The sequence below is a fragment of the uncultured Granulicatella sp. genome (genome assembly GCF_963528315.1).
GTDB lineage: Bacteria > Bacillota > Bacilli > Lactobacillales > Aerococcaceae > Granulicatella.
Genome location: NZ_CAURVV010000004.1, coordinates 71,982 through 89,823, shown reverse-complemented (window position 1 = coordinate 89,823; position 17,842 = coordinate 71,982). Strand labels below are relative to the sequence as shown.

At 33.5% G+C, this 17,842-nt stretch carries 14 protein-coding genes and 1 other annotated feature; of the genes, 3 read left to right on the top strand and 11 right to left on the bottom strand.

From position 1 onward, the window contains the following. Positions 1-188: 188 nt before the first annotated feature. The 7 genes from trmL to RYK07_RS02075 form a co-directional block, all read right to left on the bottom strand. On the bottom strand, positions 189-698 hold the full coding sequence (gene trmL / locus RYK07_RS02105) for a tRNA (uridine(34)/cytosine(34)/5-carboxymethylaminomethyluridine(34)-2'-O)-methyltransferase TrmL (RefSeq protein ID WP_006703219.1): 510 nt from the start codon (positions 696-698) through the stop codon (positions 189-191). Continuing rightward, entirely contained in the window at positions 688-1,899 is a 1,212-nt protein-coding gene (gene queG, locus RYK07_RS02100) for a tRNA epoxyqueuosine(34) reductase QueG (protein ID WP_006703218.1), read from the bottom strand. Before queG ends, trmL begins: the two co-directional genes overlap by 11 nt. A 347-nt stretch (positions 1,900-2,246) precedes the next feature. Further along, positions 2,247-3,548, bottom strand: coding sequence for a CHAP domain-containing protein (locus RYK07_RS02095; protein ID WP_314852162.1), 1,302 nt, complete (start codon positions 3,546-3,548; stop codon positions 2,247-2,249). Between the two features lie 252 nt (positions 3,549-3,800). After that, the gene (tyrS, locus tag RYK07_RS02090) at positions 3,801-5,066 is read right to left on the bottom strand and encodes a tyrosine--tRNA ligase (RefSeq protein ID WP_314852161.1); all 1,266 of its coding nucleotides are present in this window, start codon (positions 5,064-5,066) and stop codon (positions 3,801-3,803) included. A gap of 78 nt (positions 5,067-5,144) precedes the next feature. Next, positions 5,145-5,341: a binding site (T-box leader), on the bottom strand. Between the two features lie 50 nt (positions 5,342-5,391). Next, the gene (locus tag RYK07_RS02085; protein ID WP_314852160.1) at positions 5,392-6,240 is read right to left on the bottom strand and encodes a hypothetical protein; all 849 of its coding nucleotides are present in this window, start codon (positions 6,238-6,240) and stop codon (positions 5,392-5,394) included. Between the two features lie 210 nt (positions 6,241-6,450). Then, the gene (locus RYK07_RS02080; RefSeq protein WP_314852159.1) at positions 6,451-8,820 is read right to left on the bottom strand and encodes a phosphoketolase family protein; all 2,370 of its coding nucleotides are present in this window, start codon (positions 8,818-8,820) and stop codon (positions 6,451-6,453) included. A 472-nt stretch (positions 8,821-9,292) separates the two neighbouring features. Further along, complete coding sequence (locus RYK07_RS02075; protein ID WP_314852158.1) at positions 9,293-10,069, bottom strand: hypothetical protein; 777 nt, start codon at positions 10,067-10,069, stop codon at positions 9,293-9,295. A gap of 325 nt (positions 10,070-10,394) precedes the next feature. Here RYK07_RS02075 and RYK07_RS02070 point away from each other — a divergent pair, with 325 nt between their 5' ends. Genes RYK07_RS02070 through RYK07_RS02060 form a run of 3 tightly spaced genes read left to right on the top strand, consistent with a single transcriptional unit; the run spans position 10,395 to position 12,016 of the window. Next, the gene (locus RYK07_RS02070; RefSeq protein ID WP_314852157.1) at positions 10,395-11,237 is read left to right on the top strand and encodes a hypothetical protein; all 843 of its coding nucleotides are present in this window, start codon (positions 10,395-10,397) and stop codon (positions 11,235-11,237) included. 15 nt (positions 11,238-11,252) lie between these two features. Continuing rightward, positions 11,253-11,537, top strand: a complete 285-nt coding sequence (locus RYK07_RS02065; RefSeq protein ID WP_314852156.1) for a hypothetical protein — start codon at positions 11,253-11,255, stop codon at positions 11,535-11,537. 32 nt (positions 11,538-11,569) lie between these two features. Further along, entirely contained in the window at positions 11,570-12,016 is a 447-nt protein-coding gene (locus tag RYK07_RS02060) for a hypothetical protein (protein WP_314852155.1), read from the top strand. A 145-nt stretch (positions 12,017-12,161) separates the two neighbouring features. Here RYK07_RS02060 and RYK07_RS02055 read toward each other — a convergent pair whose 3' ends face one another. The 4 genes from RYK07_RS02055 to RYK07_RS02040 form a co-directional block, all read right to left on the bottom strand. Further along, positions 12,162-13,085 (bottom strand): DUF4268 domain-containing protein, encoded by a 924-nt coding sequence (locus RYK07_RS02055; RefSeq protein ID WP_314852153.1) that lies wholly within the window; start codon positions 13,083-13,085, stop codon positions 12,162-12,164. Between the two features lie 101 nt (positions 13,086-13,186). Continuing rightward, a complete protein-coding gene (locus tag RYK07_RS02050) occupies positions 13,187-14,083 on the bottom strand; it encodes a hypothetical protein (protein WP_314852152.1) in 897 nt (298 codons plus the stop codon). A gap of 29 nt (positions 14,084-14,112) precedes the next feature. Then, complete coding sequence (locus RYK07_RS02045) at positions 14,113-17,154, bottom strand: type I restriction endonuclease subunit R (protein WP_314852151.1); 3,042 nt, start codon at positions 17,152-17,154, stop codon at positions 14,113-14,115. A gap of 24 nt (positions 17,155-17,178) precedes the next feature. Further along, positions 17,179-17,841, bottom strand: coding sequence for a restriction endonuclease subunit S (locus RYK07_RS02040; RefSeq protein WP_314852150.1), 663 nt, complete (start codon positions 17,839-17,841; stop codon positions 17,179-17,181). Position 17,842 lies beyond the last annotated feature (1 nt).

The window sequence follows — 17,842 nt, the reverse complement described above, 5'->3', positions numbered from 1 at the left end:
TCTTCTTTTTTCTGTTTATCTTTAACATATCGATACGCATTAAAAGCACTAGAAATTCCAAATAAAGCAGCAACTAATGCATACCATTTATTATCCACCACTGCTAGTAATGCGAATGAAAGAGTACATAATGCATAAATAATCGTATTCCATAAATACAAAGGAATGTTTTTCATCTGCCTGTCTCCTTATTTCAATTTATCATGTTCATAAGTATGAACTAATTCTAAGCCTTTAAACTGTTGCTGTCTTAATGCTTCATAAACAACAATTGCTGCTGTATTCGATAAGTTTAAGGAACGAACATGAGTATCATTCATCGGCAATCTTAAACAACTCTCTTCATGTTCACGCATAAATTCTTCTGGTAATCCTGTTGTTTCTTTTCCAAAAATGAAAAATTGCTCTTCATCCTTTGCCAAATCGACTTCATCATAAGTATGATTAGCAAATTTTGTAATTAAATAAATAGGACGATTGCCTAAATACTCCATAAATGCTTCTAACGAATCATGATACGTAATATCCACATCATTCCAATAATCTAGACCCGCACGTTTTAAATGCTTATCATCTGTTGAAAATCCTAATTGCCCCACTAAATGTAGCGGTGAATTCGTTGCAGCACAAGTACGTGCAATATTTCCCGTATTCGCTGGAATTTGTGGCTCAAATAATACAATATGATTAATCGTCATAAGATCCCTCCTCAGGATTTTTTGGTAATTTTTCGTGCAATGTTTGAATCGCTTCTTCTAATTCAACAACTAAGTCTGCTTCTTCTTTCGTTGTTGCTTCAATTTTTTGTGCTTTTTCTAACATTTCTGTAAAATAATGAATTAGTTCTTCACTCGACTCACTAATAATCTCACTCACAGCCCAAGCCGCCGTTCCTTTGATAACAGGTCGCATATCTTCCTTCATCACTTTCAATAATAGAGGAACTGCAGTCTTATCACGGTAATTTGCTAGCGCAATAATGGCATTTCTCTGTAGCGGCTTCTTCCCACGCCATGAACCAGCCATCTTTCCAAACCGTTCTTTGAACTCCTTATTCGAAATCGTCACTAATGGTTTTAACAATGGATGAGTTTCTTCTACAGACGGTTCCATTTCAGGATGTAAATGAAAATCTTTTCCTTTATTATACGGACAAACTTGCTGGCAAATATCGCAACCATAAATAACATGCCCCATTTTTTTACGATATTCCTTCGGCATAAAGCCTTTCGTTTGTGTTTGATACGATAAACAACGTTGGGCATTCATTTTACCATTTCCTAATAAAGCATTCGTCGGACAAAAATCTACGCAACGTGTACAATCTCCACACCCATAATCAACAGGAGCATCGACTGGAAATTCAATATTCGTAATTAATTCGCCCAAATAAACATAGGAACCAAATTCCTTTGTCACTAATAAACCATTTTTTCCTACAAAACCTATCCCCGCACGTTCAGCAACACGGACATCGATCAACTCTCCTGTATCCACCATTGGTTTAAACGCAACATCTTCTTGATTCACTTCACTTTTAATATATTCAATTAAAGCTTCCATTCTTCTAGATAAAATAAAATGGTAATCTTCTCCCCAAGAAGCTCTCGCAAAAGCTCCACGTCGCTCACCTTTTACACGTTCAGGTTTCTGACTTGGTAAAGTAGGATATGCAAGGGCAATTGAAATAATCGTCTTAGGAGAATCAAAAATCTTCTCTGGGTAAATTCTCTCTTCTAAAATCGGATGTTCAAATCCTGTTGTATGTCCTAACTCTTTAGATTCTTGCATCCCTTGAGCTAAATGATCAAATGGTGCAGCAGAAGCAAATCCGATTTTATCGATACCAAGTTCCTTACTTTTCTTTTGAATTTTTTCTTTTAATAGAGCAGTATCCATCGATTCACTTCCTTTCACTTTCATTGATTACTTTTCTTATTGTAACTCATTTTCCACAAAAAAACGATAAAAAAAAAACGCTAGCCTTCGGTGTCAATCACGGCGAAAGTTAACGTTAGTCTAGAGAGTCGATTATTTAGCAAATACTTACTAAATAAAGCGATGAATTTATCTTAACTTTTTTTTATAAAAAAATCAACATTTTTTACAAAAAATCTTTTACGATTTTTAAAAAATTTCACTCACCCTCAAATCCACTACTGACACTTCAAAGATACGCTACCATCCCCTCCATAAAAGACAAAAAAAGGATGAATTCCTTAACGGAATCCATCCTTTCATTCATATTATAATCCGAAGTTGATATATGTTGCTTGAGCTGCAACGCTTGCTGGAATTGTACGAGTTGAAATTACGTTTACACCTTGTACGTTCATTTCTGAGATGAATAATGATCCATCTGCATTTACACGTTCAACAAATCCAACGTGACCATATACAGGGTCTGCTCCACCTACACCACGTTGGAATACAATTGCTGTACCTGCACGAGGAGTTGAAGAAACTCCGTAACCTGCTGCTGCAGCGTTTGCTGGCCATTCAGCTGCATTTCCTAATGCTGTAGTTCTAATTGGTGCTCCTAATTGAGCGAAACGATTATACATATAGTAAGTACATTGTCCGAAGTATCCACCATTTAAAGCTGCTACAAATGATGGGTCTGGAGCTGCAAATGAGCCACCTACCACGATATTTGCTGCTTTAGCTGGCGCTGGAGTTGTTGCCGCTGTAGCTGCTGCTGTTGAAGAAGCTGCTTCACTCTTCGCTGCAATTGTAGCTGGAGTTGATGCTGTAGCTGCTGCAGGAGTAGCCGCTGCTTTTGCAACTGCTTCTTCTGTTGCTTTCAACATTGCTTCTTTAGCTTCTTCTGCTGCTTTTTGTGCTGCTGCTTTTTCAGCATCTGCACGAGCTTTTTCAGCTGCTAATCTTTCTTTTTCTTGAACTAAGCCATCACGTGCTGCGATTGCTTCTAATTCTTCATTTGAAAGATTTGCTAAAGTTGCTTTATGTTTTGTAAATGTTGCACTTAATTCAGTTTGTAAATTTTGTAATTGTGCTTCATTTGCTTTTTGTTGATCTAAATTATCTTTTTGAGCTTTTTCTTTTGTTTGAACTTGCTCTTTATCACGAGCTTGTTCTTGCATTAATTGACGGTTTGCACCTACTAAGTCAACAATTACTCCAATACGATTTACTACATCTGTAATAGAGTCTGCATTTAGTAAGAAGTCAACGTATGAACGCGCACCGTTTACTTGAACTGCACGAGCTTGATCTTTTAATCGTTCATTACGTTCTGCAATTAATGTTTCAAGTTTTGAAATTTCTGCTTTTAGTACTTCTAAGTTTGCTTTAGCAGTTTCTTGTTCTGCTTGAACTGAATTAATTCTTGATTGTACATTTGTTAAATCTTGAGATAATTGTTCTACTTGACCTGCTACTGCTTGTTTTTGATTGTTTAAATTTTGAATTTGAGAATTTGCTGAGTTAATTTGCGAATCAATATCTTGAGCGTTTACTGAAGGTGCTAATGTACCTAATGCTAACGCTGTTCCTGTTACTACGAAAGTTAATAACCTCTTATTCAAATGATTCCCTCCAAACGGTTTTATTTATATAAAAGGCACTATATGAAAGTGCTTATAATCTTGACTGGTATCATCATAACATAGGACTAAAGCCTTATGTTAAATTTCGCAGAATTGTATCTTCATTGTAACAAAACTGTAACATTTCGTTTTATAGCTGATATAATCGCTTTTTTTAACCCCTAATTTGTCATATTTTTCATGACAATTGCATAAGAAAAGGCTAGATTTCTCTAACCTTTTCAGCAAATATTATTTTAATTTGACTAAGAAATATTTTTTCTTCCCACGACGAACTAATACAAAACGTCCTTCAAAGGATTGTTCTGGAGTCCACACATGTTCTAAATCTGTAATTTTTTCTCCATTAATCGAGATTGCACCATTTTGAATATCTTCACGAGATTGACGACGGCTTGGCTCAATTCCTAAATCAACTAACCAAGTTGCTAAGTTTTGTTCTACTTTTTCACTTTCAAATGTTGGCATATTTTTGAACCCTTGTTCAATTTCATCCGCATTTAATTGTTGAACACCACCAGTAAATAAAGCATTTGTAATTTTCAACGCATCTTGTAATGCTGCTTCACCGTGAACAAAATGAGTTACTTCTTCTGCTAAACGTTTTTGTGCTTGACGTTTATGTGGTTCTTCTTGTACAGCTGTTTCTAATGCTTCAATTTCTTCTTTTTCTAAGAATGTAAAGTATTTAATATATTTAATCACATCACGGTCATCTTGGTTTAACCAGAATTGGTAGAATTCATATGGAGTTGTTTTTTCTGGATCTAACCATACAGCGCCACCAGCTGATTTTCCGAATTTAGTACCATCAGATTTCAACATTAATGGAATTGTTAATCCATAAGCACGAGCTTCTGCTCCTTCCACTTTACGAATTAATTCTAAACCTGCTGTAATATTTCCCCATTGGTCGGCTCCACCGATTTGCACTTGAACATCTTCTTTACGGAATAATTGTAAAAAGTCGATGGATTGTAAAATTTGGTAAGAAAACTCTGTAAATGAAATCCCTACTTCTAAACGACTTGCAACAACATCTTTTGCTAACATTGTATTTAAGTTGAAATGTTTTCCGTAATCACGTAAGAAGTCTAATAATGATAGTTCTTTAGTCCAATCGTAGTTATTCACTAAACGAACAGCTTCTTGGTCTTCTTGGCTTGTTAAGAATAAACGTTTCATTTGAGCGGTTAGTTTTTCAACATTATGTTGTACTTGTTCTTTTGTTTGTAAAACACGTTCACTTGTACGTCCACTTGGATCTCCAATAGAACCTGTTGCTCCACCAATAACAATAACTGGACGGTGACCCGCTAATTGGAAACGACGTAAAATCATAAATGGAATTAAATGTCCAATATGCATACTATCTCCTGTTGGATCCACACCACAGTATAGTGAGACTGCTTTTTCTTGCGTTAATTGACGCAACCCTTCTTCATCTGTCATTTGATTAATGGCTCCACGCCACATTAAATCATCAATAATATTCATACAAATCCTCCTTATATTGTTGCAATTTTCTTACACAGTTTTTAAGCAAATAAAAAAGTCCCTAATAGCCCAAAAGCTATTAGGGACGACTTTGCCGTGTTACCACCCTTATTGTAGTTAAAAACTACCTCTCAAATCCTTATCGCGGATAGACGCTGTTTTCCACAGTTTGCTCTCAAGTGTACTTCGATTCTAGGTTGGATTGTCTTGCACCTACCGACAATTCTCTTGTTGCTCCGATGCTAGTCTCTACTGCGCTTGATCATTGCTCTCGATTTAATTGTTATCAGTATACTGACAATCCTTGAAACTGTCAACTGCTTTCCTAGCGAACCCATGCTCCAGTTGCATCTACTTGATAGCCATCGGATGTTTTTTCTGAAACAGCCATTTTACCACTGTCTTTTAAGAAATACCATTTACCTGATGACTCAACCCAGCCTGTCTTCATTTCGCCTGATGAAGCAAAGTAATACCAATCATTGTTCCATTGAACCCAACCCGTTTGCATGCTACCTGAGGTGTTGAAGTAATACCATTTACCATCTACTTGAACCCAGCCAGTTTCCATTGCACCAGATTCATTTAAGTAATACCAAACACCATTCAGCATTTTCCAGCCTGTTTGCATTCTTCCGGATGTATCGAAATAATACCATTTATCTTTTACTTCTACCCAACCTTTTGAAACAACACCACGTTCTGGAATGTAGTACCAATGTCCATCATCGAACACCCATTTTTCTTGTAAATAGCCTTGTTCATTAAAGTAAAAATAACCTTTATCTGGTACAGATGTATGAATATCATCACCTTCAACAACATTAATCAAACCTTGTTGAACAACCGGTAATACTTGCCAACCTTTTAATGGTTTAAAGTTATCTCCAATAAATACCCAAGTATTATCGACTGCTTGCCATTTTAACGCACGTTTTCCATCACGATACAATACTTTGCTGCCGTCTTTTTCAACTTTCCATTCAGGCGTACTATATCTAAATGGTTGTCCACACTTCGATACAGGTACATGTGCATCCCCTTTAACAAGAGCGTTCTCTTGAACTACACATTTTGGAATTACCCCTTCATTTTCAGCAGCTTGAACATTGTTTGTTGCTACAAAAGTTGATAACGCCATCGCACCTAATAAAAACTTCATTTTATTCATCATTTTCACTCCCCTTTACTTGTGTGAATATTATAGCAAACTCTTCTTTGATTTGTCTATATTCGGTGGACATATAATAAAGAAGTATATTTTCTATATTAAAATAGCAAATCCTTATATTTTGAAGTCGTTTCATTTTTATACAAAAAATAGGGCTCACCCTCAGATAGAAATCTATCTTCAGACGACTGCCCTATTCAGTCAAAATCGTTATTATTTATTAACGTTTTCCCATTTCCAGCTTACTACTTCTGGAATATCTTCACCGTGTTCACGGATATAGCTGTGGTGGAATGCCACTGTTTCATCCATTTTCGCAGCAAATTCGCTAGCTTTGTCACCATATACAGCAACTGCAGCATCTTTTGCAACGTGGAAGCGGTCCATTTCAGAAAGAACACGCATATCGAATGGAGTTGTAATATCTCCGTTTTCACGGTAACCGTGGATATGAACATTGTGGTTGTTACGATCGAAGAATAAATCACGAATCATACCTTCATATCCGTGGAAGCAGAATACTACTGGTTTGTCAGCTGTAAATAATTTATCGAATTCTTCATCAGATAAACCACGAGGATCAACTTTTGGAGAACGTAATTTTAAGATATCTACAACGTTGATGAAGCGAATCTTCAATTCTGGGAATTGTTTATGCAAGATTGAAATACCTGCTAATGCTTCTAAGTTTGGTTCAGTACCTGCAGCAGCGATTACTACATCTGGTTCTTCGCCATCTTTAACAGTTGAAGCCCAGTCAATTACTTTGTATCCTTCGCTTACTAATTCTTTAGCTTCTTCTACAGAGTAGAATTGAGGACGTGGGTGTTTAGATGAAACGATTAAGTTAATTTTATCTTCTGAACTTAAAGCTTCAGCCATAACTGCCATCAAGCTATTTGTATCTGCTGGTAAATATTCACGTACGAATTCTGGTTTTTTCTCAGCTAAGTGAGTTAATAAACCTGGATCTTGGTGAGTATATCCATTGTGGTCTTGTTGGAACACTGTTGATGTTGCAATCAAGTTTAATGATGGATAGTTTTTACGCCATGGAGCGTGAGTTTTAGATTTACGTAACCATTTGAAGTGTTGAGTAATCATTGAGTCTACTACACGTAAGAATGATTCGTATGAAGCGAAGAATCCGTGACGACCTGTTAATACATATCCTTCTAAGAATCCTTCTGCTTGGTGTTCTGATAATTGTGAATCGATAACACGACCAACTGGTGAAATCCATTCATCATAGCTTTCATCACGACGACCAACCCATTGACGGTTAGTTGCTTTGAATACTTCGTTTAGACGGTTAGATTTAGTTTCATCTGGTCCGAAAATACGGAAGTTTTCTGGGTTCGCTTTTACTAAGTCAGCTGCAAATTTACCAAATTCAATCATATCTTGTTTTTGGATAGCACCTGGAGTTGAAGTATCAACAGCATGTTTAGTCCAATCAGTAATTTCCATTGGTTTTACAACCCCTGCATTAGTGATTGGGTTCATGCTCATACGACGGTCACCTTTTGGTGAAATAGCAGCGATTTCTTCTACTAATTTTCCGTTTTCATCGAATAATTCTTCTGGACGGTATGATTTCAACCAGTCTAATAATGCATCGATGTGTTCCATTGATTCACCTGATACTGGAATTGGAACTTGGTGAGCACGGAATCCACCTTCGATTGGTTCGCTGTTCCATTCTTTTGGACCAGTCCATCCTTTTGGTGTACGTACTACTAATACTGGCCAATGAGGCATTGTTGCTTCTTCAGCTTTTTTAGCACGAGCTTCTTTTTGGATTGCTTGAATTTTTTCAATTGCTTCGTCTAATTTTTCAGCCATTAATGGGTGAACTTTTTCAGGATCAGTTCCTTCAACGAAAATTGCATCCCATCCTAAACCGTTAAAGAATTGAGTTAATTCTTCATCAGTACGACGAGCTAAAATTGTTGGGTTGTGGATTTTACCACCGTTTAAGTAAAGAATTGGAAGTACAGCACCATCGTTTACAGGGTTGATGAATGTGTTTGAGAACCAACCAGCTGCTAATGGGCCTGTTTCTGCTTCTCCATCTCCGATAACTGCAGCAGCAATTACGTTAGGGTTATCTAAGATAGCACCTGTTGCGTGAGATAATGAGTAACCTAATTCTCCACCTTCGTGAATAGAACCAGGAGTTTCAGGAGCAGCATGTGATGCAATTCCTCCTGGGAATGAGAAAATTTTACACAATTGTTTGAAGCCAGCTTCATCTTGCGTAATATTTGGATATAATTCAGTATAAGAACCATCTAAGTAAGAGTTAGATACCATTACTTGTCCACCGTGTCCAGGCCCTTCAATGTAGAACATATCTAAGTCATATTTGTTAATAGCACGGTTTAAGTGTGCATAAATAAAGTTTTGTCCTGCGATTGTTCCCCAGTGTCCGATTGGATGTAGTTTAACGTCTTCTTTTTGTACAGGACGACGTAATAGTGGATTATCTTTCAAGTACATTTGTGCTACTGAAATATAGTTAGCTGCGCGCCACCACGCATCCACTTTTGCTAAGTATTCTGGTGTATCAAATTGTGTCATTTATAATTCTTCCCTTCTAGTTTTCTCTTCCAAAGAAAATTTGAAAAATGGCGTTTCAAAAATCCTTCAAAAAATAACCGTCAAGTATTTAACATATCTTTTTTTGCTTGTCAAGAAAATTTTAAAAATCAATCATTATTTTATACTATTTTCTAAACATTTTAGGATTTATTCCGAAAAAAACAGTTATCATTTTGACTTTTGAAAACGTTCATAACCACTTTTATTTGACTGTTTGGCTACAAATTTCTTTAGTGGAATGATACAATTTTTAAAGACCTTTGCTAGAGTATTCAATACAAATTTACATAAATTTTTAATACAAAAAATTCAATCAAAAAAATCTATTAAATCCCATTAACAACAGGTATTCCATCATATCATTCAAACGCTATCATTGCAATATATTTGCTTCATAATCTATGTAGCGAAAAAATCCCTCCATCATTCGACAGAGAGATAAGATTTCCAATTATTCTTCTATAAATTCAGCATCGATTACTAGAGAAGCTGATTTTTCTTTATAAATTTCAATATTTGCTAAGTCATCTTTTGCTAAATGTTTTCTCAATTTTTCTGCCATTGCATTGAAAGTAATATACGTCAATGCACCAGAAGTTACTGCGCCCACTACTGGAACAACTTTGGACACTCCATTGGCAAATATTTTTTTAGACATTTGAACGCCAAGAATAGACGCAATTTTTTTGACGATTGGATAAATGAATCCTTTAGTAAAGGCATGTTGAGGTAATTTTTTTGCAACTTGTTTTGCAATTTGCGCGGATAAAGCATGAACCGTATTTACTGCGCTATTAACACCAAACATTATTCCGATGAATAAAATGAGTAAATTTTTTGTTTCTTCATTCATTTCTTTTGCATCAAAATTCAGTTCACTCCAACCATATAAATAAATTAACTTTTGCAAAACTCGTAAAATATGAGCAAAATATTGCGCTAGATCTGCTGGAAGTGAGCCAAGAATCGCAAAGCCTCCTGGAAGTCCCGCTGCTGCAGAAATTGTACTTACTTGGGTAGCCTCTCCTTTAATACAACTTTTTGCAATTTGATTAATATCTTCTACTGAAATTCCTGCATATGCTGGATTATATTGAATCGCTAATTCAACTACTTCTGGACGATATCGATCCCTTAGTTCTTTTCTTAAAAATAGTTCTCTATCAATTTTTACCATAGGAAGTTTTGTCGTTTCCAATAGTAATCGATCAATTTTCAATAATTTCAAAGTGATTCTCCTCATTTTTATTCTATGGGTTTGACTGATTATAGCATAGGTTGATTAAATCAGAAATAGGCATCCCTAAACTTCGTAATAAAACAGACTTTTCTTTGAAATTGTGGCAAGAGACGATAGCAGCCCCCTTTGGGGTCTCATATCTAAAAATCGAGCCTCGGTCTCGATTTCCCCCTGTGATAAAAGCTGTTTCCCAGCTTTTATCACCATTGCCACTATTTTGAACAGTCTGATTTATTACTTTTTGGACGTAGAAAATAATTTGATAAGTATCTTTTAGTATTGATATAATTAACTTATAAGGGAGGAATGATTGATGAATAAGAAAAAAGTTATTTTAATCTCAGGAAGTATTTTTGTTATCTTGTCCGTATTTCTTTTATTTATTCCAATAGCACACCAACTATCTACCAATAAAAAAATTGATGCTATTGAACAACAATTTCAAGATTTTTCTAAAGAAGAAACTCGAGAAGAAAAATTAAAACGTTTCAAATCTCTTACAGATGAATATCAAACTTATCAAAAAGATAAAGGGACAAACGGTAAACTTACTGAAACATATTCCCATACTCTTTCAGAAATGAAACATTATTTTACTGATAATAATCAAATTGTTTTAAGAGATAATACTATTATTGAACTTGAAAAAGAAAATGATTTAGAAAACTTACAAACAAAAAAATCGAACTTAGAAGCACTTCTAAGCACAATCACTCAAGAAAAAGAAATTCTATCAAATGATTCAACAATAGAAGAAACAATTACAAAAATTCATGAAACTATCGAAAAAATGAATTCACGTATTCAAACAATAACAGAAGAACAAGAAAAACGTGCAAAAGTTCATTACGAAAATGAGTATTTTACGATTGATTTTCCTGAAAAATGGGTTAATAAATGGACCGTTCAAATTACCAAGCAGTCTAAAGAACTCATAGATTATAATGTTAGCTTCGGAGGAACCGACCCTTCACTCCCTCTTGATGCAGGCATTATAGATGTTTACGTCTTTCCAAGCAGCACGACATACACTGGAAAAGTACTTCCAGAACTTCGTTTTGTAGGAACCACTTCTAATAATGACAAAGTCTATCTCGGAATTGGTACTAGTGGAACGGTTATCGGTGATAACAAAGGAAAACTAAGTCTGAAATAGAAAGAAGGTTCAAAAATGACAGACAGCGCATTTTTATTCACACTTAATCCAGATGGTTCAGTAATCATTGGCTATGAAGATTATGATGTCGATATTTTTGATGGGGACGATTATGAAGTCACTTACTTGTTAGATGATACAAACTTCACTAATCTCTTGCATCATCTCAATATCCCATTGAATCATGATACTAAAAAACTATTGAAAAAAGAATTTGGCAATCATTTTGACTCAAGAAAATTCGAAGAGTTTTGTAAGGAACACAATATTAGCTATGAACGTAATGTGAGGATTGGATAATTATTCATTAAGAAAATTAAAGGAGAAACATCATGAACAATCAACAAGTACAAAATTTTTACTATGATAAAAAGGTTACTCCTTGTCCGATAACAGAATCTTTAATCAAGTCAGGCTATCAACAAGAACGTGAGGGATATATTACTTATGCCAAAGAGCATGGTGTTGAAGTGAATTATCTTGAAGCAAAACCTACACAGTGGTGGCATTTAATTGAATGTTATTGTGCCCACCAATCAGATCCTCTTAAACCATTCCCTTATTCTGTCAAATGTGGGGAATTATACTTTTGGATGGCAGAAGTATCAGGGGCATTTAACCAAGAAGAACTATTGAAGTTAAAAGACCGAACAATGGCTGCTTGTGATAGAGTTACTAGAAAGAATCACTACCTTCCACCTTTGAAAACCGCCAAAGGGAATCTCATTATTAGAGATTATTGCTTTGATAGGATTTGTGAAGTCGTTGAGAGGGTATGAATTAAGTGAAACGAAACTAAAGGAGAGCACAGCAAAAGAAGAATTAGATACTTCAACTGTCGCAAATTTTGCGACAAATACTTCTTATACTAAAAACTATGTAAACCAAAAGAACGCTCGCAATCATTGAGCGTTCTTTTTGCAATTACAAATATTTTCTAAAAACATTTCTAACAACAATCACTTTGTCAATTACTTCATTCATTAGTTCATCGTAATTTTCATGATTATCAAAATCTAATCCCTCAATATAACAAATAATTCTTGATGCTTTTTTATGATCCAATCGCATCCATTCCATACTAAACCCTAACTCATTTTCTATTTCTTCAGACACGGTGAATAATTTATCAAACAAATTCTTATTTTCTTTAATGTAGACTTCGATTCCTATACTATTAGTTTTGTTTACCAATGTAACTTCTATATGTACTTCGCTCGTACCAAGCGCAACAGAATACCAATGGTCTGTTGTGGCTTTTCTAACATTAAACGGTTTATTTCTTGAAATCAACACTTCATTAAATCTATTCCAAAAAATCAATCTTTCAGCCTGGGCTTTACTTAACTCTCCACTATCCATACCTGTATTTACTGTTTTCACAAAATCATTTGGTTTTTCTACTACCACAAACTTAGGAGCAGGCAACGAATCTCCAATTTTATAAGCACGAATTTCCATTAGAAAAAATGATAGTTCATTAGTTGTCTTATTATTTAGCCACTCTATCGCACTTCTATGTTCTTCTCTTGCTTCTTTAACAATCCAAATAACAACGTTAGCATCCAACCCTGAAGCATATGTAATAATTTTGCCTAAATGATCATGGTTAGTTGCTTCTAATTGATTTTCAATAATAACTTTAATCCCCGTTGTTTCATCTTTTGCTACTAAATCACAACGATAAGTCCCCACAAAGACTTCTTTTTGTATATCTGTCAATGTTAACCCTATTTCATCATTTAGCAACTCAATATTTTCTTCTTTAGATAACCATTCTGAAAAATCATATTGCTCATGTTTCCATACTTCTCTAATATCAACTTCTTCTAATTTCCCTAATTTCATATTGTTATCATCCTTTATTTTTGATAGTAAATGGTGATATTCTACAGTAATTTTATCCTAATCTGAACGTTAATTTGGGATTATTTTTTTATAAAAGAAACTTATTTATCTAAATATTTAATCGCTAATCCTATAAGAGAAATACATCTTTGAAATAAATAATCATAATACTCTTCGGAAATTTCTATCTTATCCATTTCATGATGACGAATTCTACACTCATTTCCAATTTTAGTTAGTACATGAAACTCATTACTAAATATTTGTAAAAAATATTCATTATTTGTTGCCATAGAATCAACTAATTTATTTGCAGACTGTCTTTTATTCGCATCATAGTACGTTTTTAATCTTTCAAATGCATCCCATAATTTTTCAACTGCATATTTTTGTGACACTGGATTTGGATCTTTATATAATTTAACAGCTTCTTCCAACAATTTCTCTAATCCATCTTCATTAACTTTTTCAATATCCTTTTGTATCTCATCTACAAAAGAACAGCATTCATTAATCCTCTCAATATTTCCGTTTGCAGTTAGTTCAAAAGTTAAACCTGCTAGATTGAAAATATTATTAATTTCATCTCTAAAGTTATCTCTTATATTTTTTGTACTTAAACAATCAATATACTCGAAATTTCTATATATAGAATTATTCCACGTCACTCGGATGTCCATAATATTTTGAGCAAAAAATTCTATATAATCAATCAAAGCAAGTTGATTATAATTTTCTTCACTGGGAAGATCTACTTTCCCTGCTTCGTTAATATATAAATCTGGAATTAATAATTTAAGAGTATTTATAAAATTAGTTTCATCAAAAGTAGTGTAGGATTTGTCAGTAAAACTATGATACTCTTTTTTGGGGAATTGATATGTTAAATTTCTTTTATATTTTTCACAACAATCCAACAATAATTTATATGCTATCCGCTCTATTTTATCCGTCTTTTCTTTATTTTTTCGAAAACCATTTCTTTCAGAATACAACATAGTATTGCTCCCTTTTTATACTACTTTTTTTATATACCAATAAACACTTCTACAACCTTCTTAATCTTCTCTAATACGGTTAATTTCTTCTGTTCTCTTGCTCCGCCTCGTCTTGAAACAGCTGGGATGATTTTATCTAATTCATCTCCTGCATATTCAACATGCCCTTTTTCAATCGCTTTTTCAATAAATCTTTTCGAATCATCTTTTAAATTTTCCGCATCAATTACTGCTTCTATTTCTTTTTCCTTTTCTTTTCTTGCATACATGTAAAAGGCTTCTAAAATAGATTCTGCATTTTCTAATGTTGAAAGGTCGGTGTTATTAATAAAACTAATAATTAACTCTTCCTTAGCTCTTGTACCTAAACTTGAACGAATTACTCTACGTACTTCTGCTTTTAATCGTTCCTTATCATCAAACTCATTCGCTTTTTCCAAAATTAATTTTAATATGTAATCTAAATTAATTTCATCAGTTTTTAGTAAATCAATCTCAAATTCTACATCTGAAAAATCAACCAATGCTGCTCCATTTTTTTCACTTGAATTGCCTCCATCTAATCCCTTAGATGTTAATACTTCATTTCTAATTTCAATATACGCACTCTTCATGTCTTGCTTTTGTCTTTCAGTGATACTCTTTTCCACCGTTTCAAATTCATCGTAATTTTTCAGAATATTATCTAATTTAATCAGATTGCCAAACAATTGTGCAAAAGTTTTCTTATCAGCCTCACTTGTAATCTCAGTCGGTTCTGGGAATTTCGATAATATTTCTTCACTAATATCTTTATATCCCGGCACTTTTTCACCCGTAGTTTCATCGATATAACCATACATGTAGTCTTCAAATTTTCTTTCGATGATTACTTTAAGACTATTTTCATCTCCAAAAGTCTTAATAGCATCTTTAGTTGCCTTTTCTAAATCACGGAAACAAACGATATTCCCAAAAGTTTTCACTTTATTTAAGATACGATTTGTTCTGGAATATGCTTGAATTAATCCATGATATCTTAGATTCTTATCCACAAATAGTGTATTCAACGTTGGAGCATCAAACCCTGTTAAGAACATTCCTACAACAATAAGTAAATCAATTTCTTTTTGTTTTACTTTTAAAGATAGGTCTTTGTAGTAATTTTGAAACTCATTTCCATTTGTTGAAAAGTTTGTTTTAAATTGTTCATTATAATCTGCGATTACTTTATCTAAAAATTCTTTTGCAGTAGATCCCATATGTGAAACGTCGAAAGTTTCATCAACTATTTCACCAGCTGAAGATTGTTCTTCATTTGCTGCAAAACTATAAATCGTCGCAACTTTCAATCGTTTTTCTTCTGGCAACGCTGCTTGTTGACGTTCAAATTCTTCATAATACATTTTTGCAGCATCAATACTTTGGACTGCAAACATAGCGTTAAATCCATTCAATCGTCTATCTTTAATCGTATAATACTCATTACGGTGTGTTTTCGCATTGAACTTTTCTAAAATATATTTCGTAATTTCAGTAATTCTTTCTGGATGAAGTAGTAACTGTTTTTCTACATGTTTTAATTTTTTCTCGTCATCCTCTGTTTCAGCATCTCTAAATTTAGCTTGAATATTATTATAATCGACTTTGAATTTTAGAACTTTTCCATCACGAATCGCATCTGTAATGACATAGCTATGTAACTGAGCTCCAAACATTCCAGCTGTTGTATCTCCAACTAAAGAATTTTCAGCAAAAATAGGAGTTCCTGTAAATCCAAATTGATAATACTTTTTAAATGTTTTTCGAATATTTTTCTGTGCTTCACCAAATTGAGAACGATGGCATTCGTCAAAAATCAATACACAATGTTTATCATAGATTTCATGTTGACGATATTTTTTTATAAATTCATTTAACTTTTGAATCGTTGTCACAACAATTCTGTCATCCATACTTTCAATGGATTTTTTCAATTCTTTAGTATCTTTGCTACCATTCACACTATTTTGTTGGAATTTTTGATACTCTTTCATCGTTTGATAATCTAAATCTTTTCTATCTACAACAAAAAACACTTTATCAATAAAATCTAATGAAGTTGCCAGTTTTGCTACTTTGAATGAAGTTAAAGTTTTACCTGAACCTGTTGTATGCCAAATAAAACCTCCCGCTTCAGTCTTACCATATTTTTTAGTTTCAAAACTAGATCGAATCTTCCACAAAATACGTTCTGTTGCAGCAATTTGATAAGGACGCATAATTAGTAAAGTATTATTAACATCAAATACACAATATTTTGTTAACACTTCTAATAGTACACGTTTTTCAAAAAATGTTTTTGTAAAATCTTCTAAATCTCGAATTACTTTATTTTTGGCATCTGCCCATTCACAAGTAAATTCATAATGATTTTTATTTTGAGCCGTTGTGTTGGCAAAATATCTTGTATACGTTCCATTAGAAATCACAAAAATCTGAACATATTTATATAAAGAATGCTCACTATTGAAACTTTCTTTACTATATCGATGAATTTGATTAAAGGCTTCTTGAAGACTAACGCCTCGTTTTTTCAATTCAATATGCACTAGCGGCAATCCATTTACTAAGACCGTTACATCATATCGATTTTTATGAGTTCCTTCACCTTTTACTTGATTCGTTACTTGGATAAAGTTATTATGAATATTTTTCTTATCAATAATACGGATATTTTTTCGATGCCCATCATCAAAGGTAAAATCATGAATATGATTTTCTTGAACTTTTCTAGTTTTCTCAATCATCCCTTCACTTGGGATATCTAGATATTCCGCTAAAAATCTTCTCCACTCGCTCTCATTAAACGAAATTTGATTGAGTTTTTCCAACTGAATTTTCAAGTTATTATATAAATCTTCATTCGTTTGAACTTTTAAATATTCATAACCTTGATCAACTAAGTTGGCAATCATTTCTTTTTCTAACTCTGCTTCGCTTTGATAAGCAGCTTCTTGAATTCTACTAGTTTTCTCAAAATTCGCTAAAATAATCCCATTTGTCATTTCTGCAATCGTAGATGTCTGATACAGTGCTTGATCTTCTTTCATAATATTTACTCCTCTCTACGTAACTTATCGATTAAAACTTAATAACTGTTCACGCCAGTATTCATACTGTTTTTGACGTAACTCTATCTCTTTGGGTAATCCTTCTTTTATATCATGTACTAATGTGTCGAACTTGTCTAATATTGATACTATGTGTTGTTGGACGTGGAGAGGGGGAATAATAATAGGTAAGCTCTTAATAATTTCTGAATTCAAATTACTTACTGATGAAGTATTCATTTTTAATTTCCAATAATTTTGAGTAGCACCTAATGACAAATAATAATATAGATAATCAGAAATTAAATACTCTTTAAAATCACTAATACTTGCCCATCCATCATGTATTGCTCCGCTTATATTTAAAATATATGGTCTTCCATAACTCATAGAATTCGATAAAATAAAATCGCCCTTTTTCAATACTCTAGATTTTTTTGCACCTTCTAATGTAATTCTTTCTTTCGTACCTAAAATACATTTACTTCCCAATGATGTATCGCCTATCTTTATCCAAGGAATACTATTTTCATAATTTGTTGTTATATACTTAGAAATAGGTCTTGGAGAAGCCCCTCTATTAATAATACATATTTCACCTAGTGTTTTTATCTCTACTTTATTTTCAGTTATAACGCCAACAATTTTTGATACTTCTTGTAAAAGTTCATAATAATGATTAGACAAT

What these genes read in the sequence shown, in the direction of transcription:
- trmL (WP_006703219.1), bottom strand. Translation starts at nt 698, where the DNA reads ATGACGATTAATCATATTGTATTATTTGAGCCACAAATTCCAGCGAAT.
- queG (WP_006703218.1), bottom strand. Translation starts at nt 1,899, where the DNA reads ATGGATACTGCTCTATTAAAAGAAAAAATTCAAAAGAAAAGTAAGGAA.
- tyrS (WP_314852161.1), bottom strand. Translation starts at nt 5,066, where the DNA reads ATGAATATTATTGATGATTTAATGTGGCGTGGAGCCATTAATCAAATG.
- RYK07_RS02085 (WP_314852160.1), bottom strand. Translation starts at nt 6,240, where the DNA reads ATGATGAATAAAATGAAGTTTTTATTAGGTGCGATGGCGTTATCAACT.
- RYK07_RS02080 (WP_314852159.1), bottom strand. Translation starts at nt 8,820, where the DNA reads ATGACACAATTTGATACACCAGAATACTTAGCAAAAGTGGATGCGTGG.
- RYK07_RS02070 (WP_314852157.1), top strand. Translation starts at nt 10,395, where the DNA reads ATGAATAAGAAAAAAGTTATTTTAATCTCAGGAAGTATTTTTGTTATC.
- RYK07_RS02065 (WP_314852156.1), top strand. Translation starts at nt 11,253, where the DNA reads ATGACAGACAGCGCATTTTTATTCACACTTAATCCAGATGGTTCAGTA.
- RYK07_RS02060 (WP_314852155.1), top strand. Translation starts at nt 11,570, where the DNA reads ATGAACAATCAACAAGTACAAAATTTTTACTATGATAAAAAGGTTACT.
- RYK07_RS02055 (WP_314852153.1), bottom strand. Translation starts at nt 13,085, where the DNA reads ATGAAATTAGGGAAATTAGAAGAAGTTGATATTAGAGAAGTATGGAAA.
- RYK07_RS02050 (WP_314852152.1), bottom strand. Translation starts at nt 14,083, where the DNA reads ATGTTGTATTCTGAAAGAAATGGTTTTCGAAAAAATAAAGAAAAGACG.
- RYK07_RS02045 (WP_314852151.1), bottom strand. Translation starts at nt 17,154, where the DNA reads ATGAAAGAAGATCAAGCACTGTATCAGACATCTACGATTGCAGAAATG.